Here is a 21,529-nt window from a genome sequence, read left to right as displayed (position 1 = left end):
GGTCGCCGCCGCCCACGACCGGAGGCAGCGTTGCACGGGGACAACACCAGGCGCTTTTATTTCCGGTGGGGGATGCCGAAACCGGGCACTGCCGTATTTTGCCCACATGGTGGCGACATGGGTTTTCCATCACGGATCGGGACAGTTGCGAAGGCTTGCGCGAAAGGCGCCTTCGTCTAGGAAATTCCCGAACCTCGGACTGGAGCGGGCATGATTCGTCTTATCGGCTATTTCTTTGGTATCGGCACGACGCTGGCGCTTATGGTCGCCGCGGGCGTGGCGATATACATCAGCCATCTGTCGAAAGACCTGCCCGACTACGAGGTCCTGGCCAAGTACGAGCCGCCAGTGACGACCCGCATCCATGCTTCCGACGGCTCGCTGATGGCCGAATATGCGCGCGAACGGCGGCTCTATCTGCCGATCCAGGCGGTTCCGGACCGGGTCAAGGCGGCGTTCCTGTCGGCCGAGGACAAGAATTTCTACAACCATCCCGGCATCGACATCACCGGGCTTGGCCGCGCCATCTACGTCAACCTGCAGAATCTGGGTTCGGGCAGGCGCCAGGTCGGCGCCTCGACCATCACCCAGCAGGTGGCGAAGAACTTCCTCTTGTCCTCGGACCAGACCTACGAGCGCAAGATCAAGGAGATGATCCTGGCCTTCCGCATCGAGCAGGCTTATTCGAAGGACCGCATCCTTGAGCTCTATCTCAACGAAATCTTCTTCGGCTTCGGCGCCTATGGCGTTGCGGGCGCGGCACTGACCTATTTCGACAAGTCGGTCAACGAACTCACGGTCGCGGAAGCCGCCTATCTGGCGTCGCTGCCGAAGGGGCCCAACAACTACCATCCCTTCAAGCATGCCGACCGCGCCATCGAGCGCCGCAACTGGGTCATCGACCAGATGGTCGAGAACGGCTACGTGACGCGCGAGGAAGGCGACAAGGCCAAGGCCGAGCCGCTCGGCGTGACGCCGCGTCGTAACGGCTCCTATCTGTTTGCGGGTGAATATTTCACCGAGGAAGTGCGCCGCCAGATCATCTCGCGCTATGGCGAGAACGCGCTCTATGAGGGCGGCCTTTCGGTGCGCACGACGCTCGATCCGAAGATCCAGCTCATCGCCCGCAAGTCGATGCAGAACGGCTTGCTCAAATACGACACGCTGCGCGGCTATCGCGGACCGGTGACGCACATCGATGCCTCCGGCGACTGGGGCGTGGCGCTGGGCAACGTCAAGGGGCTGGAAGACGTGCCGGAATGGTCGCTTGCCGTCGTGCTCGACAGCTCGGCGACCGGCCTTTCCATCGGCCTGCAGCCGACGCGGCAGATTTCGGGCGATATCGTCAAGGAACGCATCGAAGGCGCCGTCAGCAAGGAAGACATGAGCTTTGCCATGCGCCATGTGGTCGATGGCAAGACGGTGAAGGCCAAGTCTCCGGCCGATGTACTGCAGCCCGGCGACGTCATCTTCGTGCAGAAGAACGAAGGGTCGGAAGGCGCCTACACGCTGCGCCAGGTGCCGGAGGTGGAGGGCGGCTTGATCGCCATGGATCCACATACCGGCCGCGTGCTGGCCATGGTCGGCGGCTTCTCCTATGCGCAGTCGGAGTTCAACCGCGCCACGCAGGCGATGCGCCAGCCGGGATCGTCCTTCAAGCCGATCGTCTATTCGGCCGCGCTCGACAATGGCTATACGCCGGCCTCGGTGATCATGGACGGACCGATCACCATCCAGAGCGGCACTACGACCTGGACGCCGAAGAACTATGACGGCACGGTGGCAGGCCCCGCGACCTTGCGCTCCGGCATCGAAAAGTCGCGCAATTTGATGACGGTGCGGCTGGCCAACGACATGGGCATGAAGCTGGTGGTGGAATATGCCGAGAGGTTCGGCGTCTACGACCATCTGGCGCCGTATCTGCCGATGGCGCTGGGCTCCGGCGAGACGACGGTGATGCGCATGGTGTCGGCCTATTCGATCATGGCCAATGGCGGCAAGTCGATCAAACCCTCGCTCATCGACCGCATCCAGGACCGCTACGGCAAGACCGTGTTCAAGCAGGACGAGCGCGGCTGCGAAGGCTGCAACGCGCCCGAATGGAACAACCAGCCCGAACCGGAACTGGTCGACAATTCCGAGCAGGTGCTCGATCCGATGACGGCCTACCAGATCACCTCGATGATGGAAGGCGTGGTCCAGCGCGGCACCGGCGCCACCATCGCCGAGCTTGGCCGCCACATCGCCGGCAAGACCGGAACGACCAATGACGAGAAGGACGCCTGGTTCATCGGCTATACGCCGAACCTCGTCGTCGGCCTCTACATGGGTTACGACACGCCGCGCGGTCTCGGCCATGGCGCCACCGGCGGTGGTCTGGCGGCGCCTATCTTCAAGGACTTCATGCGCGTTGCGCTGGACGGCACGCCCAATGTCGACTTCAAGGTGCCGGAAGGCATGAACCTGGTCGCCATCAACCGCAAGACCGGCATGCGTGCCGCGTCGGGCGATCCCGGCACCATCATCGAAGCCTTCAAGCCCGGCACCGGCCCCGCCGACAGCTATTGGGTGATCGGCATGGGCGCCGACGGGTCCAACGGCGCCGGCGGACCGCTATCGCCGCAGGCAACGGAAGCCATCCAGGCACCCGGCGGCGGACTCTACTGACGACCTGATTTTTTACGTCGAATGGGCTGGCTTGTTGAGCCGGCCCATTTCGCTTTACAGGCAGCAATGCCGTGCCTATGTATCGCGCCGACCCAAGCGCCACTTCGAAAACAGGACAGAACAACCAGCCATGCGCGCGGAAACGCAGAATATTGTCGACGAGATCAGGCAGGCGATCACCCTGCTGAGGAGGCATCTTTGACTGGGATCAGGCCATAAAACGGCTTGAATACCTGAACGTGCGCGCCGAGGATTCCAGCCTCTGGAATGATCCGCTGGAAGCGCAAAAGCTGATGCGCGAGCGCCAAGGCCTCGAAGACGGGATCGCCGGCGTCAAAAGCCTGACTCAGGCGCTGGAAGACAATATCGGCCTGATCGAACTGGGTGAGGAAGAGGGCGACCAGAGCGTGATCGCCGAGGCGGAAGCAGCCCTCCGCTCGATGCAGGGCGAGGCCAAGGCCCGCCAGGTCGAGACGCTGCTGTCGGGCGAGGCCGACGCCAACGACACCTATCTCGAAGTCCATGCCGGCGCCGGCGGCACCGAGAGCCAGGACTGGGCCTCGATGCTACTGCGCATGTATACGCGCTGGGCCGAGCGTCGTCGTTTCAAAGTCGAGGTGCTGGAAGTCCATGACGGCGAAGAAGCCGGCATCAAGTCCGCCACGCTCCTGATCAAGGGCCACAATGCCTATGGCTGGCTGAAGACCGAGTCGGGCGTTCATCGCCTGGTCCGCATTTCACCCTATGACAGCAATGCGCGCCGCCACACGTCCTTCTCCAGCGTCTGGGTCTACCCGGTCGTCGATGACAGGATCGAGATCGACGTCTCGGAATCGGATGTACGCATCGACACCTACCGCTCATCCGGTTCGGGCGGCCAGCACGTCAACACCACGGACTCGGCGGTTCGCATCACCCATATCGCCACCGGCATCGCGGTTGCCTGCCAGGCCGAACGCTCGCAGCACAAGAACAAGGCGAAGGCCTGGGAAATGCTGCGCTCGCGCCTTTACGAGGAAGAGCTGAAGAAGCGCGAAGCGGTGGCCAATGCCACAGAAGCGTCGAAGAGCGACATCGGCTGGGGTCACCAGATTCGTTCCTATGTGCTGCAGCCCTACCAGTTGGTGAAGGACCTGCGCACCGGCGTCGAGAGCACCAGCCCGTCGAGCGTGCTCGACGGCGACCTCGACGACTTCATGGAAGCCTCGTTGTCGCAGCGCATCGAGGGCGGTGCCGGTGAAGCCGTGGCCGACCTCGACTAGGATATGTTCATATTCAGCTGAGGCCGGCCTGCGAATGGATGTACCTGCGCTTCCGCCACTTTCGACTCGGCTGACTTGAATAAGAACATCCCTTGGCGGGGGAGCGAAGGAGGAACCATGAGTCGCAGGCTCACCGGCAAATGCTTTTGCGGCACGGTCCAGTATGAAGTGGCGGACGAGTTCGTCTATGCCGCGATCTGCCATTGTTCGAACTGCCGGCGCACCACAGGTTCCGCCTTCAAGCCCTTCGCCGGCATCGAGCGCGAGAAACTTGCCCTTGCCGAAGGGCATCACGGGCTCATCCATTTCGGCGATGACAGCGGCCACGATGCGCATTGCAGCCGCTGCGGCTCGTTGCTGTATTCGCTGGTCCGCGACGGCGCCTATGTCCATGTCGCCATGGGCACGCTGGTCGACGATCCGACGATCCGGCCGACCGCGCACATCTTCGTCGGCTCCAAAGCGCCATGGTTCACCATCGCCGACGACTTGCCGCAATATGAAGGGCATGTGATCGCCGGTCCAGGCGAAGTATAGGCTGGAACCACATTCGGCCAATCCCGTTGTTTCGATGCCCGTCTGCCGGGAGTTGAGCCTGGCCTTGGATCTCGTCAGCGGTTGCAGATAGCGGCGTAGATGTGCGGCCTCGCGCAGCAACTTCTTGCGCCAGCCTAGGAATCAGCCCAGCATCCGAGGGCTGGAAGAGAAAAAGCATTTATGGCCGGACGCGGCATATCTGCGACCTGACGATCCGGCCACTGGGAAGACACGTTCCGGGAACGGGCAAGCGAAACGCTTGATGCTCGTTTGAAAGGAACGCTTCCATGTCTGCTGCCACTCTCCGATCGGCCAGAGCCGTTCAACCGGCTGGCCGACTCCTGTTTTCCTTGTTCGTGACCCCGATCTTTGCAATCGCGATGCTTGCGGCGGTGCTGACCGCACCCGCCTTCGCCCATGACGCCAAGCCTACGGCGGCGAAGCCGCAAGGCTGGAGTTATCCCTTCGCCTGCTGCGCAAACTACGACTGCCGCACCACCCATACCGGCGAGGTGCTGGAAAAGCCGGAGGGCTATGTCATCGCCGGAACGGGGGAGGTCGTTCCGATGAGCGACAAGCGGGTCAAGGACTCACCCGACGGCGATTTCCACTGGTGCGCGCATCAGGCCGGCCTCGACGCAGGCAAGACGATCTGCCTGTTCGTGCCACCGCGTTCCTACTGAGTTCTGTTGGCAGTTCTCATCGGAAGGCCGGCCTTGGTGCTGAAGGCGCTTGCGTCAGACGGAAGCAGCGAGTGCTGAGGCGAAGTCGCGATACGGGCGCAGTGGGCGACCCAGAAGTGCCGTCAGGCGCTCGACGTCGCCGGCCTCGGGCAGCATCCCGTCGGTGAAGAAGCGCTCGCCCATCAGGCGCATGTCGTAGGCCATCCAGGCGGGCAGGAACTGCTTGAGATTTTGCTCAAAACCCTCCGTATTGTCGCCGCTGTAGCTGATCGGGCGGGCGAGTACGTCTGACCAGATTGCGGCAATATCCGTCCCGGTCAATGTCTGCGGACCGACGAGGTTGATCCTCTCGAACGCAAGCGGCTCCTTGGACCGTTCGCGACGCAGCAGCTCAAGAGCGGCGACCTCGGCTATATCACGGGCATCGATCATGGCGAGACCCTTGGGGCCGATCGGCATTGGGTAGGTACCGTAGCCGGTGATGACGTCTTCGACCGTCAGATCGTTCTGGATGAAGTAGGCCGGGCGCAAGATCGTAGCTTTGAAGTCCATCTGCTCGATCATTCGCTCGACGCCGAACTTGCCCGCGAAATGCGGCACGTTCACATAGACGTCAGCGTGGATTACCGAGAGATAGACGATCCGCTCGATGCCGGCCGATCGGGCGACGTTCAAGGCGATCAAAGCCTGGGTGAATTCGTCCGGCACCACGGCGTTCAAGAGAAACAGCGTGGAAACGCCAGACATGGCTTTGCGCAGCGAATCGACATCGAGAAAGTCGCCTTGCACGACCGATACGCCTGCCGGAAAACTGGCTTTCGACGGATCGCGCACGAGAGCACGCACATCGGCGCCGCGCTTGGCGAGCTGTTCGACGACTTGGCGGCCGATATTGCCGGTGGCGCCGGTAACGAGAATGGTCATGGAATTTCTCCTGTTGGGTTGCTTGACAGTCCCAATATGTGTGGCTCACAAAGAGCCCAGTAGACGGCAATTTTAGACACGTCGTCTCACTGGTGGGACAGTCATGGATCTTTTAGCCCTTGCCGATTTTAACCTCGTGGCTCGCCATGGCGGCTTCGGCAAAGCGGCAAGGTCCACCGGCCGGCCGAAGGCAACGTTGTCCCGGCGCGTTGGCGAATTGGAAAGCAGTCTGGATCTGCGTCTGTTCGAACGGGGTGCGCGTAACCTGAAGCTGACCGAAGAAGGACGGGCGCTCTTCGAGCGGACGGGGGCGTTGCTTGCCGAGCTGGACGAGACGGCATCGGCGATTGCCTCGGGCGGTCAGAGACCCAAGGGCAGATTGCGGATCAGCGCGCCTTTGCATTTTTCGCAGACTGCAATGGGGAGGATCGCTGCGGGATTTGCCCTGAGGTATCCTGAGGTGAGGCTTGAAGTGACCACCGAAGACCGGCATGTCGACATGATCGAGGAAGGCTACGATCTGGTAATCCGGGTCAATCCGGATCCCGATGAAAGCCTGGTCGGACGGGCGTTTCTCCGCGACCGCCTGGTCGTCGTCGCGAGCCCGGACCTTCCTCGCCCGACCGATGGGCTCGCCGCTCCTGGCGTTGCGCGCGGGACAGGCGAGCGGCAAACATGGCAGGTGAAGACACCAGGTGGCCGGGCAACACTTAGAATCGAGCCGATCCTCGCCTTGTCGACACTCATCATGGTCCGCGATGCGGTGCGAGCCGGAATCGGCGCAGGACGGCTTCCCATTTCGTTGGTGGCCCACGACCTGGCTGACGGCACACTGGTGAATTGGGGGGATATCGACGGCCCGGAGATCTCTCTATGGACGCTCTACCCGTCGCGGCGGCTGCTCAGCGCGCGCGTGTCGGCGTTCCTGGATTTTCTGAAACAGGCTTTCCCAAACGGGACGCCGGACGAACTGGCCGCCTATATCGGCAGGTGACGACGATTGGGAGGTGACGAGGGGCCTGCTTCAGCCAGAGCGCCGCTCGGCTCGGTCGACCGGAGCCTGCTGACAGACAGTTGTCAGGAGCCGTCCTTTATGGTGCCTTGCCGCATGGGTGGCGGGCAACGGAGAGGAAAGCTTTTCATGACCATCAAGGCCAGCTGTCATTGCAAGGCGACGACGTTCGAGGTTTCGCAGGCGCCCGAGACGGTAACACAATGCACCTGCTCGTTCTGCTCCAAGCGCGGTTCGCTGTGGGCTTACTACGTTCCGTCGCAATTCAAGCTCACCAGCTCGCCGGAAAACGTTTCCTTCTATCAATGGGGATCGAAGACCGTCAAACACGGGTTCTGCGCCATTTGCGGCTGCGGCACCTTCACCGAAACACCGGACTGGTCAACCGGCAAACCGGACTTCGACAATCCCAAGATATCAGTCAATTCGCGGCTGTTCGACGATTTCGACCTCGATAAGGTCGAGGTGGTCGTCATTGACGGCAAGAACCTCTGGTAGGCCAGCACCAGCCACCGAAGCGGAAGAGTGGCGCGAGCGGGGAAAAGCCGCTTTCGCCGCTCGGTTTTTCGCCGCATTTCATGTTACAAGACCGGAGAAGGGCTTATATGCGCGAGCCGCAAAGGCCGCGCTTTGGAGAGGGACGATTCTATGAAAAAGACTGTGCTCGTCGCCGTTGCGACGGCTGTGCTGGTGAGTGCCTGCACCACGACCGATCCGTACACCGGGGAGCAGAAGGTTTCGAACACCGCAGCCGGCGCCGGCCTTGGCGCCCTGGCGGGCGCGGGCCTCGGCCTGCTTGCCGGCGGCAATGACCGCCGCAACGCGCTGATCGGCGCCGGTATCGGCGCGCTGGCCGGCGGCGCCATCGGCGCGACCATGGACCAGAACGAGGCTGAACTGCGCCGCCAGCTCGAAGGCACCGGCGTCAGCGTCACCCGCACCGGCGACCAGATCATCCTCAACATGCCGTCCGACATTACTTTCAACGTCGACCAGGATGCGGTGAAGCCTGGCTTCTACCAGGTGCTGAACTCGGTTGCGCTGGTGCTGAAGAAGTTCAAGCAGACCACGGTCGATGTGTTCGGCCATACCGATTCGACCGGCGGCGACGAACACAATTTCGATCTGTCGCAGCGCCGTGCATTGGCGGTCGCCAACTATCTCTCGGGCCAAGGTGTCGATTCGCGCCGCTTCGCCGTCACCGGTTTCGGCAAGACCCGTCCGATCGCGTCCAATGGAACGGCGGCCGGCCGTGCGCAGAACCGGCGCGTCGAGATCCAGCTTTCGCCGCTGACCTGAATTGTTCGGCATCGAAATGCGAAGGCGGCCCCGCAAGGGCCGCTTTCTTTTTGGGCTCCTGTGGTCCGCCAAAAGGTCTAACGCATTAGAGATTTCTAATAATCCCTTTCCGGAGGCCTTGGAAGGGATTAGCATTGGTGCGGTTCCAGAGGGGATGGGGCGGTACAAACGGCCGCGCAGTCACTTAGTCGGCCCCGGTCCTGCACGGCCAGATAAGGAAATCTGGGAGGAATGCATGACAAGAACAGCTCGTTTTGGGCGTTGCGGCGTCCTCATTTTGACAGGTCTGGTCTCTGCTTGGTGCGCAGCGGCCACGGCTCAAGCCGAGGACGCCAACAAAGCCGACATCGAAGCGTTGAAGAAATCGCTCGCCAAATATGAAGACTACACGGTCGCCGTCCGCGACCTTTATCTGTCGACTGTCGGGTGCGTCTATTACAGCGGGGACAGGATCGAGGGCGCAATGGACTATCCGAAGGGCGCTATGGGCATCCATTTCGTCAACGTCCCGAGTGTCGGTCAGAAACTCGATCCGATGCGCCCCAATGTGCTGATCTACGAGCCGACCAAGAAAGGCTTGAGATTGGTTGGCGTGGAATGGCTGGTGCCCCTGACGCCGGACACCAAGGAACCTCCAAAACTATTTGGCCAGACCTTCATGGGACCGATGGAAGGGCACTATCCGCTCATTCCGAGGGAGTTCGTCCACTACGACCTTCATGCCTGGCTGTTCAGAGACAATCCGAACGGCATGTTCAGTCCGACCAACCCGAACGTGAAATGCAGCAAGGCAGAGTTTCCGATGCTGGAAAAACCGACCAAGATGATGCCCGGCCCGATGTGACGGACGGGCCAGGATAGGAGCGTGCCAAGAGTGCAAGCTGGCCGGCTGCATTTGAGAGCGCTCGGGATCGGGCTCGGAGGACGATCGGCATGAGGGCCGGCGCGCATGAAGGCTGCCCGCTTGAAGACGGGTATCTGGTCGCGGAAGCCGACAATGGCGCTGCGAGCCGTCAGTCGAAGGTAGAAGCGGCCCGCAAGGGCCGTTCTTGTTTGGCATGTCGGACTCTGTAATCAAGGCCTACGAGGTCGGCTGATCGACAATTGCCGCAACGATACGGCGCACGATCGGCAAGACCAGCAGCAGACTTGGAAAGCCCACTAGCCATGATGCTCCCCATGCATACGGCCAGGTCGCCACGAAACCGGTTGTCCAGCCCGCATTGATCAGCGTCGCTACCGCGGAAACAATGCACGACATCAGGATGGAAAGTACGAATGGCATTACCAGCGCATTGTAAGAGGCCGGTAGCTTCCTCGATTTCAAAACCTTGTGGGATGACGGTCGCATCAAATATCTCCTTCTCGAAAAGTGGAAGTATGCGCGGCTGGGCGCAGTCAGGCGGCCTGCGCCATTTGCTGGGCAAGGTTTCGAATAAAGCCGCGCAACGAACGCGGTTCGCGGCCCAGGGCGGCGCGCAATGTCAGACTGTTCCCACCAAGGCCATAGTGGGCGTAGTGGGCGTATATTTTGGCCAGCACCTGCATTTGGCGCTCATTGTAGGGAAGGCGTGCCTCGGCCGCCCACTCGCCAAATGTCGGCTCACCAGAAGAGATGGGTCGGCCAAGTTCCTCACTCATCATCGCAACGATGTCTTCCCGGCTGTGCATGCCGTCAGCGCACAGATCGAGGGTCGCGTAGGACAATCGCGCTTCGGTTAGGGCGATCGCCGCCACCTCAGCGACATCGCGGTAGTCGACGCGGGCCAGCTTCGCCGTCTTTGGAAACGGTTCCGAGAAAACACCATGTTCAACGACGGACGGCCAGGCCGCTGCGAGGTTCTGCATGAAATTGGCAGGGTGCAGAATCGTATATTCCATCGTTGTCGAGTAGAGAGCAGCCTCGACAGGCACCTTGCTGGCATGGTTCTTCAGTCGCGTATTGGTAGGCTGGATCACCGACGAGAAGACGAACTTTCGAACTCCTGCTCGCGTGGCGGCCTCAACCATGGCAACGCCCATGGCTGCTTCATCGGGAGCAAAAGCCGGCCCAATGTGAAAGACGCCGTCGACGCCCTCGACCGCCCTTTCGAGGCTCTGACGATTTCGCAAATCTCCTGTCGCAACCTCGGATGCCCCTAGCTTCCTGGCCTTTTCGGCATTCGCAGGGTCGCGAACGAGCGCTCGAACATTGGCATTGCGTCGGACAAGTTCAGGCACGACAAGTCCCGCAACTCGGCCTGTGGCACCAACGACCAGAACAGTTGGATTGGCTACTTGCATGACGATTCCCTTCCATCAAGCCTGTCCTCGCGGGACAACTTGCAGAGAGGTACGACGTCGCAATTGTCGTTACAATTACCCGTTTTTGCGATATATTATGTCGAAGATCGGGAGAATACATGAGCCGGATGGACGATTTCGAGGCTTTCATCGCGATCGTCGAGCATGGAAGTCTGACGACTGCCGCACATCGGCTGAACCGCTCGCTGCAGTCGGTCAGCCGGTCCCTGGCGGCACTGGAGGAATCAGTCGGCGTCGAGCTGATCCACAGGACAACGCGTCGCTCGACACCGAGTGAAGTCGGAGCAGCCTTTTTCAACCGGATCAAACCCGCGGTTGACGAAATAAACGACGCAAGACTTCAGGCGATCAATCAACGATCGGAGCCGGCAGGCGTCCTGCGCATCGGGGCGCCGGTTCTGTTTGGCCCGAACGTCCTGATGCCTGTCATCGCGGAATACATGCGGACATTTCCCCGGGTCGAGGTCGATCTTCAACTTTCCGATGGATTTGCCGATCTTGGCGCCGAAGGTCTCGACCTGGCAATACGCATCGGCGATTTGCCGGATTCCAAATTGAAAGCCAAACGCCTGGGGGCGTTGCGGCGCGTTGTGTTCGGCGCGCCTTCCTATTTCGCGCGGTGTGGCCGGCCGGCCCATCCCTTCCAGCTGAGTGAGCACAGTTGCATCATCAGAACCGCTAACGAGCGTCCAGGTGAATGGACGTTTCAGATCGACGGGAAACCCCGGACCGTGAAGGTCGCAGGCACTTTTCGCTCCAATCTGATGACCTCGGTCTATGCCGCCGCAATCCACGGACTGGGTTTGGGCTTCTCGCCTCTGTGGCAGATAAGACATTTGGTCGACGACGGTCTCGTCGAACTGGTTTTGACGGAATTCGAGCCGGCACCGGTGCCGATCCATGCCTTGTGGCAGGAAGGCCGGTCATCTTCGGCCAAGGTTCGGGCATTTCTGGATTTATTGGCATCCCGCCTGGAACTCAAAAGCCTGTAGCATCGACGGGTATTTGAAGCGCTCCAGGCCGGAAGAGATCGGGCAGATCGAGCCTGTCTTGCGATTACCGCGCATGGCGCTGATTGATCCTGAGCGGGCTCCAGATCTCGCATCCCAATCGCGTCCAGGAAAGCCGCGCGTCCTCGGGACGCCGCGGCTCATGGAATCAGACCTTGGCGACGATCTTCATGAAGGCCGGCATGTCGTCGCCGAAGCCGACGGTGCCGTCATTGTCTTCACCGCGGTTGTTGCCGCGGGCAGGGCGGCTGTTGCTGGCGCGCTGCGGCCTTGTGTCGCCGCGTTCCGGGGCGCGGTTCTCGTTGTTGCGATCGGAGACCTTGCGGTCGCTGTTTTCGGAGCGGATCGCTTCCTTGCGCTGATGCCGTTCGCCGATGTCGGCGACCGCGGCTTCGGCTACCACCGGCTGTTCCTCGCGCGCGGCATCTGCCGCTGGCGCGTCGTCGCTGCGCTTGGCATGGCGTTCGCGCGGCTTGCGCTCGCCACCCTCCTTACGATCATGGGCCTTGCGGTCCTCGTCCTTGCGGCCGGCGCGGCGCGGAGCGCCACGGCCACGGCGGGGCGCTTCGTCCTCGCCGCCTTCGCTGGCGACCACGGTCGACAGGTCGCCGTCATGCCACTCGATCTTGTTGCCGATCAGCCGCTCGATGGCGTCGATGTATTTGGTGTCGGACTTGGTGGCGATGGTGAAGGATTTGCCCGAGCGTCCGGCGCGGCCGGTGCGGCCGATGCGGTGGACATAGTCTTCGGCGTGGATCGGCACGTCGTAGTTGAAGACGTGGCTGACGTCGGGAATGTCGAGGCCGCGCGCGGCGACGTCGGACGCCACGAGATAGCGCAATTTGCCATCGCGGAAATTGGCCAGCATCTGCATGCGGGCGCGCTGGTCCATGTCGCCATGCAGGGCGCCGGCGTCGAAATCATACTTCAGCAGCGAGCGGAACAGCTCCGCGACCTCGACCTTGCGGTTGCAGAAAATGATAGCGTTCTTCAGCTCGGCGTCTTCGGCCTTTATCAGATTGCGAAGCGTCTCGCGCTTGTCCCACGGCTTGGAGCCGGACTTGACCAGGCGCTGGATGATGTTGGTGGCAGCGGATGCCGCCTTGGAAACCTCGACGCGCACCGGCGCATGCAGGAACTTCTCGGTGAGCTTGGTGATCTCCGGCGGCATGGTCGCTGAGAAGAACAGCGTCTGCCTGGTGAACGGGATCATCTCGCAGATGCGCTCGATGTCGGGGATGAAGCCCATGTCCAGCATGCGGTCGGCCTCGTCGATGACGAGGATCTCGACGCCGTTGAGCAACAGCTTGCCGCGCTCGCGGTGATCGAGCAGACGGCCGGGCGTGGCGATCAGCACGTCGGCGCCGCGCTCCAGCTTCTTGTCCTGCTCGTCGAAGGAGACGCCGCCGATCAGCAGCGCGATGTTGAGCTTGTGGTTCTTGCCGTATCTGATGAAATTCTCTTCGACCTGCGCGGCGAGCTCGCGCGTCGGCTCGAGGATCAGCGTGCGCGGCATGCGGGCACGGGCCCTGCCTTTTTCGAGGCGGGTCAGCATCGGCAGCACGAAGGAAGCCGTCTTGCCGGTGCCGGTCTGTGCTATGCCCAGAATATCCTTGCCGAGCAAGGCATGCGGGATGGCGCCAGCCTGGATCGGCGTCGGCACGGTGTAGCCCGCATCGGTGACTGCGGAAAGGACCTTGGGCGACAGGCCGAGGTCTGAAAAGGTCAACGCTTCTAGAGCGGTCGTGGTGTCTGAGGACAAGAGTTGCTGTCTTTGGCTGGTTCGGGGAAGCGCAACGGCATCCGTCGCGGCAAGCACAGCGTGCCTGCAAGATTGGTATTGCGATTAGGCGCAAGCCCGCGATTTGTCAACAGAAACGGGCGGGATTGGCACGATTGTGAAAACGTAAGCTTAATCGCGATGCTTAATTAGGTAGTCACTCTTTGCGCCGGCTCAATAGCGGAACTGCTCGGCGAGAATGCGTTCGTTCCACGAATGGTTGGGATCAAACAGCAGCGTTGCCGTCGCAGTCGGCGATTCGCGGACCGTTACGGAAGCCACCGCCTTGACCTCGGTGTGGTCGGCGGCGGTGTTCACCGGGCGCTTTTCCGACTCCAGAATATCGAAGCGTACGGTCGCCTTGTTTGACAACAAGGCACCCCGCCAACGGCGCGGCCGGAACGGGCTGACCGGGGTCAGCGCGAGCAACGGCGCATCCAGCGGCAGGATCGGCCCGTGCGCCGAAAGATTGTACGCGGTGGAGCCGGCCGGCGTCGCGATCATCACGCCGTCGCAGTTCAGTTCCTCGATGCGGACCTGCTCGTCGACGGTGATGCGGATCTTTGCCGTCTGGTAGGACTGACGCCACAGCGCCACCTCGTTGATGGCGAGTGCCGAAACCGTCTCGCCCTCATGCGTCAACGCCAGCATTTCCAGCGGGCGGATCGTTTCGGCGACGGCGGCCGCGATGCGCTCGGTGAGGCCCCCGACGCGGTACTCGTTCATCAGGAAGCCGATGGTGCCACGGTTCATGCCGTAGACCTTCTTTCCCGTGCTCATCGTGTCGCGCAAGGTCTGCAGCAGGAAGCCGTCGCCACCCAGTGCCACCACCACCTGGGCGTCGTCGAAGGATGCCTGGCCATAGCGGGCCGACAGGCTCTCCATCGCCGCCTTGGCATCGGCAGTGTCGGAGGAGACGAAGGCGAGATTGGCTTTGCTCATGACATTCCGATGGCGGTCGGCCGATGGCGGTCGGCGGCGGTTGCGTGGGGTAGCATGGGCAAGCGCATCTGCAAAGGGAGGCATCGTCCGGGCCAGTTGCGGCCGCGGCGAAACGAAATCGGCGGCTCGCGCTTCATGTCGCCGGAACGGCGAATGTGATGGTTAAGTGCGAGCTTAAGCACTCGTAAAGCCTGATCGATCATGTTAGCCGACAGAGGATGGGTGGCTGGGGGGCTAGCCAGTCGAGACCTGTCTATTGCCGGTGACACGCCTGATTATCGTCTTCCTTGTGATGGGAAGTTTCGCCCTTCTCTTTGCGGAGCTTGTGCGGCAGTCCGAAGACATGAGCTCCAGGCCGATGGCCTCACGCTGCGGCGGCGCCGGCGTGCCATGCCCGCAAAACGCATTGTAGGCGAAGCCAATCCGCCAACGACGATCCGTCGCCTACTGCCCGACAATCCTCAGATTGGCGTTGCCGTAGAATGTGTAGGCGAGATAGGTCGGATCGCCGGTCTGGTAGAATTCTCTGCGGACATCCTGCAGGATCTCGGCCAGATAGACCGGCCCGTCCTTGATCCGCGTGCTGATGCCGCCATAGAAATCGGTCGAGAAGGCCGCTGCCGCGCGGTCGGTCAGTGGCCACATGCCGCCGATGAAGCCGGAAGCGCCGCCCGCCAACACCGCCGGACCCCAGCCCTGCACGAAGCCGCCGAGCATCTGGGAACGGCCTGTGTCGCAGGCGTTGAAGAAGTAGAACGGATTGCCCTTGCCATGCGCGGTCGCGACCAACGCAGCCCATGTATCCGGGTCGAGCGACTGATCGACGAGATCGATGGCAAAGACCGGCCGGCCGCTGCTCGGCTTGTTGACCTCGCCATGGCCGGAGAAATGAATGAAACCGGTCGAGACTTCGCCGACCAGTTTCTCGAAAGAGATGAAATCGCCATCGAAGCGGCGGTAGCCGGCAAGCTTGCTCAGTGCCGCGAGCTCGTCCTGCTGAAAGCGCAGCGACTGCTTGTCGACATAGGAGGGCGCGACGGCCGCGACGCCGGTGAAGGTCATGCGGTCGAGCGGGTTGTCGACCTGTGAGGCACTGCTGCGCGGAGCCCAGCGGGCCAGCCGGTAGCCCATGCCGAGAAAACCGTCGGCGGTTGCGCCGTCGGCGCTGCGCGGGCGGATCAATTCCCAGGGCAGCGTCGGGCTGTTCGAGGTGATCTGGATCGAATGCAGTTCGCCTTTGCCGCGCAGCGACCAGAACACGTCCTTGAACGCTTTCGGCACATAGTCGCGGTAGAGCGCATCGCCAAAACCTTCGGCGGCGAGCGTGACAAAGCGCTTTTGCGTCCCCGGATCGCTGCTTGCGGCAGGCTGCTGCAGCGAAACGGCCCCGCGCAAGCTCAGGCCGAGCTGCAGCAGGCGGCGGTATTCGGAGTCCAGCCACGCCGCCATCTCAGGTGGCGTCGAGAACGTATCGGTCACCGGACCGGCCAGATGCGGCGAATGGATGATGATCTGCCCCGAACCCAGCCCGCTCGGATCGTCATAGAGGATGGTCACGTCGAGATCGGGAACGTCATCGCCGCCCGCGCCGCCAAGCGTGACATCGCCTGTCACCGCCGGTTGCGGCGGTGTAGCGGCCAGCATCAGCATGGCAGGTGCTGCGGAGCGTTCGGCTGTGGCGCTCGGAGCGGCTGCCTCGACAGGCGCTGTGCGACGGATGACAACGGACCGCGACGCCGATCCGAGGAACCTCCCGGCGCTGTAGATGCGTGCGATGAACTGGGACGGCTTGCTGTTCTTGGCGATCGGCCGCGCCTTGACGTCGAAGCGGACGAAGTCGCTGTCGCCCTGGCGGTAGAGCGTCGTCCGTCGGCTCCATTTGCCGCCGTCGGTGAGATCGAAGCCGGAGGCGAACAGATCGATGTCGATCGGCCATTGCTCGGCTCCTGCCGGCATCGCCATGGCCAGGGCGCCATCTTCCGTCACCGACGAGCCCGGCGCTGCCTTCACCTTCACTTCGGGCGTGAATTGCTCTTCGGTAAGGGCGATCGAAACGGTCACCGTCTCGCCGGCGACAATCTCATCCGGCGCATCGATGGTTGGATGGCGCACCACCTTGACAGCGCCCGTCTCGGGGTGTGGAAGGGCGCCGCCGGAAGGAGGGCTTTGCGCCTGGTCGATGGGCGGCGGCGCTGGTTTCGGTGGCGCCTGCGCCTCCGGCGGACTTTCGGCGCCGGTCGTGGGTGGCGGGGCCGATGTCATGCCATCCTCAGGGGGGATCCTTGCCTTATCGGGGGGCGGTTCGGCGCCGGTGGCTTCGCCATCCTGCGGATAGGTCCCGCCGAGATTGTTCTGGGCAGCGGCCGCAGCCGCGTCTTCAAGACGTTGCTTTTCCTCTTCGTATCGTTGCCGAGCCTGCTCTTCCTGCAATTGGCGCTGCTGTTCCTGGCGTTTGTATTCCTCGTAGAGCGCCGCCTCATTGGCGCTGTCGCCCATCGCGGCATCGGGACTGCCGGAGCCCGGTGCAACGTCCATGGGGTAGGGCTCCTGACCGCTGTCATCGGCGTAGTCGCTGCCGTCAGGCTGCCAACCCCCACTCCGGGAGATGTAGCCGCCGCTCGCCATCGCCGGCGGTGCCGGTTCCGGCACAAGCGGCAGCGCCGGTGCCGCGCCGGCCACTTGGTCCGGCGTCAGCACAAAGGCAGCGTCTGCCGAGCGGCCATATGACATCCATGGCCACTGGGCGCCTGACGTTTTGTCGATAGTGGTTTGCCTGACCGAGGCGAGGATGATGGCTATGTCCGCGCCGCGCTTGACCAGCGCAGCGGTGAGCGCATCGGCAAATACGGTGACGGGGCGGGCTTCGTCCAGTGCAACGGTTCCGGGTTTGGCCGACAGAGCGACGATGGCGTGGGTGAGGGGATTGACCGCCGCCAGACCCTGCATCACGCCGGAAGTAGGGTTGTGGCCATCGCCGGGATTGTCGAGCAGAACCACCTTCAATGTCGGGGTTGCCTCGAGCGCCTGCATGAACAGATCGAGGGGCAATGCCGTCTGGTCGACCGTTTCCTTTGAATCGATCCGGGTGCCGCGCGTCAGTAAATAGTTCCTGCCGTTGGCCTGCGCGGTGTGGCCGACATAGTAGAAGATGCCGACGGAGTCCGGATTGGCCAGGGATTGGGCGAAATCATGCATGGCGCGCGCGACATCGGCGCGGTCGCCATCCGACACCTGCCGGACGGTGAAGCCAAGCGATCGTAGTGTCGCTGCAACGAGTTCGGCACTGAGGTCGGCGTTGACGATTGTCCGTGAGCCCTCAGAGGCCGGATTGGCGACAACCAGCGCTATCCGCTCTTCGCCGCGCGCAGCGGAGAAGAGCGCCATGGTCATCAGCAGCACGACCGCCAGAAAAAGGCGCATGACCGTGATCCAAGCCCTGCAGGCTGCGGCGCTCACGCCACGGCTTGCCCCAATTCATCAATGGCCCAACCTTGACCATATCATGTCGGCTTCGCCGGCGCACTGCCGGTGCCGATGATGCAGTTGTGTCGCTAAAAGATATTGACTGTATGTTTAGTAATTAATACCGTTGCCCGACATACCGAGTTGGTCAGCCGGCATTCGCCGGTGAATGATCACCAGGACGAAGGGAACTTAGGGACTCGAGGCGCAATCCCGCCGGTCCCAACAATGGGAGACATAAGCATGCAGTTGAAATCGACCGCGACGGCGCTCGGCCTGGCGCTGCTGGCGATGACCGGCATTGCCCACGCCGAGGGCGAACTCCAAATCTACAATTGGGGCAACTACACCAGCCCGGACCTGATCAAGAAGTTCGAGGAAACCTACAAGGTTAAGGTTACCGTCACCGACTACGACTCCAACGATACGGCTCTGGCCAAGGTCCGCCAGGGCGCTTCCGGCTATGACATCGTCGTTCCATCGGCCAGCGTGATGCCGATCTGGATCAGCGAAGGCCTGCTCTTGGAAACCGATCCCAACACGATGGAGAACTTTAGAAACGTCGATCCGAGATGGGTCGACGTGCCGTTCGACCCCGGCCGCAAATATTCGGTGCCGTGGCAATGGGGCACGACCGGCATCTCGGTCAACAAATCGGTCTATGCGGGCGATCCGAACACCTCGGCGATTTTCCTCGATCCGCCGCCGGAACTAGTCGGCAAGATCAATGTCGTGCCCGAAATGGGGGACATCATGTTCCTCGCCATTGCCTATGAGGGCGGTAAGTACTGCACCGACGACAAGGTGCTTTTGAAGAAGGTGCATGACAAGCTCATCGAGGCGAAAGCGAAATGGCTGTCGCTCGATTACGCTGCCGTTGACGGTCTCGGCAGGGGCGACATTGCCGCCGGCGTCAACTGGAACGGCATATCGCTGCGCGAGCGGCTGGAGAACGACAAGATCGTCTACGGCTATCCCAAGGAGGGCTTTCCAATCTGGATGGACAATGTCGCGGTGCTCAAGGATGCCAAGAACGTCGAGAACGCCAAGCTCTTCCAGAATTTCATCATGGACCCGAGGAATGCAGCGATGATCTCGGCCTTCGCGCACTACGCCAATGGCATCAAGGGCTCCGAGCCCTTCCTGCCGGCCGATATGAAGGGCGCGCCCGAAGTGGATGTTCCGGCCGAATTTGCCGACAAGGGCCAATTCATGCCGGCCTGTCCCGCCGACGTCCAGGCGCTCTACACCAGGATCTGGACCGATCTGCAGAAATAGCAGCGCCGCCGGCCGAAGCTGACCAACATCGGGCCGCGCATCGCGGCTCGGCCATCCCCAATGCCAGATGCCGTAAAGCCGCCGCGGGAGATTTTCGATGTCCGATCTCGACCTTTGCTACATGCCGGCCAGCGAGGCGTTGCGGCTGTTCAAGGCGAAGAAACTGTCGCCTGTGGAACTGATGCAGGCCACCATCCGCCGCGCCGAGGCGACCAAGGCGACGATCAATTGCCTTACCTTCACGCATTTCGACGAGGCGATGGATCTCGCCAGAAAAGCCGAGGCGAAATACGCCAAGGGCGCCAGGACTGGTGCGCTCGAAGGCCTGCCGATCGGCATCAAGGATGAGAGCTACATCAAGGGCAAGCCGACCTCGCATGGGTCGCTGCTGTCCGGGGACGCGCTTGGCGGCCATACCTCGACGATGAACGAGCGTGTCATGAAGGCCGGCGGCATCGTCCATGCCCGCACGGCGACGCCGGAATTCAGCTGCGCCGGTTATACCTGGTCGAAGCGCTGGGGCGTCACGCGCAACCCCTGGAACCCGGATTTCACGCCGGGCGGTTCGTCGGGCGGTTCGGCGGCAACGCTGGCCTCCGGCACGTCGTCGATCGCAACCGGCTCGGACATAGCGGGCTCAATCCGCATCCCTGCCTCGGCCTGCGGCCTGGTCGGTTTCAAGCCGCCTTACGGCCGCAATCCCGATGAGCCGCCGTTCAATCTCGATTTCTACTGCCACACCGGGCCCTTGGCCCGAAACGTCGGGGATGCGATCCTGCTGCAGAACGTCATGGCCGGGCCGAGCCCGCTCGACATCGCCACGCTGCGCCCGAAACTGCGCCTGCCGCTCGACTACAAGCCGATCAAGGGTTGGAAGATCGCATTCTCCATGGATCTCGGGTCCTTCGAGGTGGATGCGGACGTGCGCAAGAACACGCTCGCTGCCTGCGATGTGTTCCGCTCGCTCGGCGCCACCGTCGAGGAGGTGAACCTCGGCTGGGGCGACGAGGTGCTCAAGGCCGGCATGGCCTATCTCGAACATCTCTTCGGCGCCTCGCTGTCGCCGCTGCTCGCCAAGCACGGCAAGGACATGACCAGCTATGCCAGGCAGTTTGCGCAGGACGGCCAGAAGTCGAAGGCCACGGACTTTGTCGCAACTTTGGACGTGGCGGCCAGGATGTACCAGACGCTGGGGCCGTTGCTGGAAAAATACGATGTGCTGATCTGCCCGACCAATGCGCTTCCCGCAGTGCCGGCGGAATTCGATCAGACCAAAGGCAAGGTCGAGATCAATGGACGAGAGGTGAACCCGTCGCTGGGCTGGGTGATGACGACGCCGTTCAACATGCTGAGCCGCTGCCCGGTTCTGTCGATCCCGTCGGGCCGCGCCGCCAACGGCGTGCCGACAGGCATCCAGGTTGTCGGCCCCGCCTATAGCGACGCTGACGTGTTCCGGGCGGGTATGGCCTATGAGACGGCTCGTGGTCAGTGGTACACGAATGCCGGGACACGCCCGGCGCTGTGAGTCCGCAGGGCGCCGGCATGCCAAGGCAGCGGCGGGATGTTTCGGCCGCCGGGGAAAGGCCTGACGACAATGGCGCAACGCATAGCCACTCCGGATGCGGGAAAAAGCAAGGCGGCCAAGGGTGCGGCGAACGACGCCGCGCCCAAGGACCGCCGGCGCGAGCGCGGCGAAGCGAGCGTCCAGCGCATCATCGACGCCACCATCGAGCTCATCGCGGAGGAGGGGCTGGCCAGCGTCACCATGCAGCGCATTGCCGGGCATGTCGGCTCGTCCAACGCACTGGTGGTCTTCCATTTTCGCAGCAAGGAGAACCTGTTCCGAGCCGTGCTGCAATATCTCAGCGACCAATATGACGCGCTGTGGCTGACGCTGGTGCGGGCGCCCGGCCTGTCGCCGGTGGAGCGGGTGTTGGGCGCGGTCGACTGCGCGCAGCGCTTTGCCCGGCAGCATCCGAAATGGGTTTCCGTCTTCGTCGTGTTCTCCAGCGACCGCAAGAGCATGCAGATCTACAACGAGATAGGCCTGCCCAGCGATCTCGCCTACACGGCCGAAGCGCGCGAACTGCTGATCGAGATTTCGCGCAGCGGCGGTTACACCGGCGTCGACATAGACACGCTGTCGGAGAGCCTGAATTATCTGGTTCACGGCGCCTGGTATTGGGACCATCTCAACCCGTCCAGCCGCGACACCGACGTGCTGCGCAAGACCATGCTGCTCCTGCTGCACGAGGCCTTTCCGCGGCATTTTGACTCCTTGGGGTGAGATGCGGCCATTGCGAGCGACGGAAAGCGTCCTCTGCAAACCTAAACCCGAAAATCTCTACGATGCCTTGATCTCTGTAAAA

Annotated in this window: 18 protein-coding genes; 12 read left to right on the top strand and 6 right to left on the bottom strand. The window is 62.2% G+C overall.

The window, feature by feature from the left end:
• Nucleotides 1–210 precede the first annotated feature (210 nt).
• From NLY37_RS10085 to NLY37_RS10070, 4 genes are all read left to right on the top strand, one after another.
• The gene (locus tag NLY37_RS10085; protein ID WP_023805260.1) at nt 211–2,667 is read left to right on the top strand and encodes a penicillin-binding protein 1A; all 2,457 of its coding nucleotides are present in this window, start codon (nt 211–213) and stop codon (nt 2,665–2,667) included.
• A 130-nt stretch (nt 2,668–2,797) separates the two neighbouring features.
• Nucleotides 2,798–3,929, top strand: a protein-coding gene (gene prfB, locus NLY37_RS10080) for a peptide chain release factor 2 (RefSeq protein WP_155922402.1) whose coding sequence is annotated in 2 segments (ribosomal slippage) — nt 2,798–2,863 and nt 2,865–3,929 — 1,131 coding nt in all. Because the reading frame shifts where the segments join, the coding sequence is not laid out codon by codon here.
• A 117-nt stretch (nt 3,930–4,046) separates the two neighbouring features.
• Complete coding sequence (locus NLY37_RS10075; protein WP_023738930.1) at nt 4,047–4,466, top strand: GFA family protein; 420 nt, start codon at nt 4,047–4,049, stop codon at nt 4,464–4,466.
• 287 nt (nt 4,467–4,753) lie between these two features.
• Entirely contained in the window at nt 4,754–5,149 is a 396-nt protein-coding gene (locus tag NLY37_RS10070) for a hypothetical protein (RefSeq protein WP_023667474.1), read from the top strand.
• A gap of 54 nt (nt 5,150–5,203) precedes the next feature.
• On the opposite strand, the gene NLY37_RS10065 is transcribed toward NLY37_RS10070, so the two are convergent.
• Nucleotides 5,204–6,073, bottom strand: a complete 870-nt coding sequence (locus NLY37_RS10065) for an NmrA/HSCARG family protein (protein ID WP_023741412.1) — start codon at nt 6,071–6,073, stop codon at nt 5,204–5,206.
• A 103-nt stretch (nt 6,074–6,176) separates the two neighbouring features.
• Here NLY37_RS10065 and NLY37_RS10060 point away from each other — a divergent pair, with 103 nt between their 5' ends.
• The 4 genes from NLY37_RS10060 to NLY37_RS10045 all read left to right on the top strand — a co-directional run bounded on the left by NLY37_RS10060 (nt 6,177) and on the right by NLY37_RS10045 (nt 9,228).
• Nucleotides 6,177–7,067 (top strand): LysR family transcriptional regulator, encoded by an 891-nt coding sequence (locus NLY37_RS10060; protein ID WP_023741411.1) that lies wholly within the window; start codon nt 6,177–6,179, stop codon nt 7,065–7,067.
• 147 nt (nt 7,068–7,214) lie between these two features.
• The gene (locus NLY37_RS10055; RefSeq protein ID WP_023667471.1) at nt 7,215–7,583 is read left to right on the top strand and encodes a GFA family protein; all 369 of its coding nucleotides are present in this window, start codon (nt 7,215–7,217) and stop codon (nt 7,581–7,583) included.
• 150 nt (nt 7,584–7,733) lie between these two features.
• Complete coding sequence (locus tag NLY37_RS10050; protein WP_023667470.1) at nt 7,734–8,384, top strand: YiaD family glycine zipper/OmpA-like lipoprotein; 651 nt, start codon at nt 7,734–7,736, stop codon at nt 8,382–8,384.
• Nucleotides 8,385–8,619: 235 nt separating this feature from the next.
• Nucleotides 8,620–9,228 carry a hypothetical protein gene (locus tag NLY37_RS10045; RefSeq protein ID WP_023715783.1) on the top strand — a complete coding sequence of 203 codons (609 nt, stop codon included), beginning with the start codon at nt 8,620–8,622 and terminating at the stop codon, nt 9,226–9,228.
• Between the two features lie 237 nt (nt 9,229–9,465).
• Here the strand turns inward: NLY37_RS10045 and NLY37_RS10040 are convergent, their stop codons facing one another.
• Together NLY37_RS10040 and NLY37_RS10035 are read right to left on the bottom strand one after the other, a co-directional pair.
• Nucleotides 9,466–9,735, bottom strand: a complete 270-nt coding sequence (locus tag NLY37_RS10040; RefSeq protein ID WP_023667468.1) for a DUF2798 domain-containing protein — start codon at nt 9,733–9,735, stop codon at nt 9,466–9,468.
• Nucleotides 9,736–9,782: 47 nt separating this feature from the next.
• Nucleotides 9,783–10,667 carry an NmrA/HSCARG family protein gene (locus NLY37_RS10035; protein WP_023741410.1) on the bottom strand — a complete coding sequence of 295 codons (885 nt, stop codon included), beginning with the start codon at nt 10,665–10,667 and terminating at the stop codon, nt 9,783–9,785.
• A gap of 119 nt (nt 10,668–10,786) precedes the next feature.
• Here NLY37_RS10035 and NLY37_RS10030 point away from each other — a divergent pair, with 119 nt between their 5' ends.
• Nucleotides 10,787–11,680: a LysR family transcriptional regulator gene (locus NLY37_RS10030; RefSeq protein WP_023715781.1), complete on the top strand. Its 894-nt coding sequence runs from the start codon at nt 10,787–10,789 to the stop codon at nt 11,678–11,680.
• A 166-nt stretch (nt 11,681–11,846) separates the two neighbouring features.
• On the opposite strand, the gene NLY37_RS10025 is transcribed toward NLY37_RS10030, so the two are convergent.
• The 3 genes from NLY37_RS10025 to NLY37_RS10015 all read right to left on the bottom strand — a co-directional run bounded on the left by NLY37_RS10025 (nt 11,847) and on the right by NLY37_RS10015 (nt 17,840).
• Nucleotides 11,847–13,460, bottom strand: coding sequence for a DEAD/DEAH box helicase (locus tag NLY37_RS10025; protein WP_031196539.1), 1,614 nt, complete (start codon nt 13,458–13,460; stop codon nt 11,847–11,849).
• A 192-nt stretch (nt 13,461–13,652) separates the two neighbouring features.
• Nucleotides 13,653–14,420: an NAD kinase gene (locus tag NLY37_RS10020; RefSeq protein WP_023681482.1), complete on the bottom strand. Its 768-nt coding sequence runs from the start codon at nt 14,418–14,420 to the stop codon at nt 13,653–13,655.
• Between the two features lie 444 nt (nt 14,421–14,864).
• On the bottom strand, nt 14,865–17,840 hold the full coding sequence (locus NLY37_RS10015; RefSeq protein ID WP_156933921.1) for a caspase family protein: 2,976 nt from the start codon (nt 17,838–17,840) through the stop codon (nt 14,865–14,867).
• Nucleotides 17,841–18,125: 285 nt separating this feature from the next.
• Here NLY37_RS10015 and NLY37_RS10010 point away from each other — a divergent pair, with 285 nt between their 5' ends.
• From NLY37_RS10010 to NLY37_RS10000, 3 genes are all read left to right on the top strand, one after another.
• On the top strand, nt 18,126–19,160 hold the full coding sequence (locus tag NLY37_RS10010; RefSeq protein ID WP_023741408.1) for an extracellular solute-binding protein: 1,035 nt from the start codon (nt 18,126–18,128) through the stop codon (nt 19,158–19,160).
• A 97-nt stretch (nt 19,161–19,257) separates the two neighbouring features.
• Nucleotides 19,258–20,685 carry an amidase gene (locus NLY37_RS10005; RefSeq protein WP_023741407.1) on the top strand — a complete coding sequence of 476 codons (1,428 nt, stop codon included), beginning with the start codon at nt 19,258–19,260 and terminating at the stop codon, nt 20,683–20,685.
• A 69-nt stretch (nt 20,686–20,754) separates the two neighbouring features.
• Nucleotides 20,755–21,447, top strand: a complete 693-nt coding sequence (locus NLY37_RS10000; protein WP_023741406.1) for a TetR/AcrR family transcriptional regulator — start codon at nt 20,755–20,757, stop codon at nt 21,445–21,447.
• Nucleotides 21,448–21,529 lie beyond the last annotated feature (82 nt).

This window comes from Mesorhizobium sp. C395A (assembly GCF_030323205.1).
Taxonomy (GTDB): domain Bacteria; phylum Pseudomonadota; class Alphaproteobacteria; order Rhizobiales; family Rhizobiaceae; genus Mesorhizobium.
The sequence above is the reverse complement of the archived record's forward strand: the minus strand, read 5'-3'. Positions and strand labels throughout refer to the sequence as shown.

What these genes read in the sequence shown, in the direction of transcription:
- NLY37_RS10050 (WP_023667470.1), top strand. Translation starts at nt 7,734, where the DNA reads ATGAAAAAGACTGTGCTCGTCGCCGTTGCGACGGCTGTGCTGGTGAGT.
- NLY37_RS10000 (WP_023741406.1), top strand. Translation starts at nt 20,755, where the DNA reads ATGGCGCAACGCATAGCCACTCCGGATGCGGGAAAAAGCAAGGCGGCC.
- NLY37_RS10070 (WP_023667474.1), top strand. Translation starts at nt 4,754, where the DNA reads ATGTCTGCTGCCACTCTCCGATCGGCCAGAGCCGTTCAACCGGCTGGC.
- NLY37_RS10045 (WP_023715783.1), top strand. Translation starts at nt 8,620, where the DNA reads ATGACAAGAACAGCTCGTTTTGGGCGTTGCGGCGTCCTCATTTTGACA.
- NLY37_RS10020 (WP_023681482.1), bottom strand. Translation starts at nt 14,420, where the DNA reads ATGAGCAAAGCCAATCTCGCCTTCGTCTCCTCCGACACTGCCGATGCC.
- NLY37_RS10075 (WP_023738930.1), top strand. Translation starts at nt 4,047, where the DNA reads ATGAGTCGCAGGCTCACCGGCAAATGCTTTTGCGGCACGGTCCAGTAT.
- NLY37_RS10065 (WP_023741412.1), bottom strand. Translation starts at nt 6,073, where the DNA reads ATGACCATTCTCGTTACCGGCGCCACCGGCAATATCGGCCGCCAAGTC.
- NLY37_RS10055 (WP_023667471.1), top strand. Translation starts at nt 7,215, where the DNA reads ATGACCATCAAGGCCAGCTGTCATTGCAAGGCGACGACGTTCGAGGTT.
- NLY37_RS10030 (WP_023715781.1), top strand. Translation starts at nt 10,787, where the DNA reads ATGAGCCGGATGGACGATTTCGAGGCTTTCATCGCGATCGTCGAGCAT.
- NLY37_RS10085 (WP_023805260.1), top strand. Translation starts at nt 211, where the DNA reads ATGATTCGTCTTATCGGCTATTTCTTTGGTATCGGCACGACGCTGGCG.
- NLY37_RS10005 (WP_023741407.1), top strand. Translation starts at nt 19,258, where the DNA reads ATGTCCGATCTCGACCTTTGCTACATGCCGGCCAGCGAGGCGTTGCGG.
- NLY37_RS10015 (WP_156933921.1), bottom strand. Translation starts at nt 17,840, where the DNA reads ATGCGCCTTTTTCTGGCGGTCGTGCTGCTGATGACCATGGCGCTCTTC.
- NLY37_RS10040 (WP_023667468.1), bottom strand. Translation starts at nt 9,735, where the DNA reads ATGCGACCGTCATCCCACAAGGTTTTGAAATCGAGGAAGCTACCGGCC.
- NLY37_RS10060 (WP_023741411.1), top strand. Translation starts at nt 6,177, where the DNA reads ATGGATCTTTTAGCCCTTGCCGATTTTAACCTCGTGGCTCGCCATGGC.
- NLY37_RS10010 (WP_023741408.1), top strand. Translation starts at nt 18,126, where the DNA reads ATGCAGTTGAAATCGACCGCGACGGCGCTCGGCCTGGCGCTGCTGGCG.
- NLY37_RS10035 (WP_023741410.1), bottom strand. Translation starts at nt 10,667, where the DNA reads ATGCAAGTAGCCAATCCAACTGTTCTGGTCGTTGGTGCCACAGGCCGA.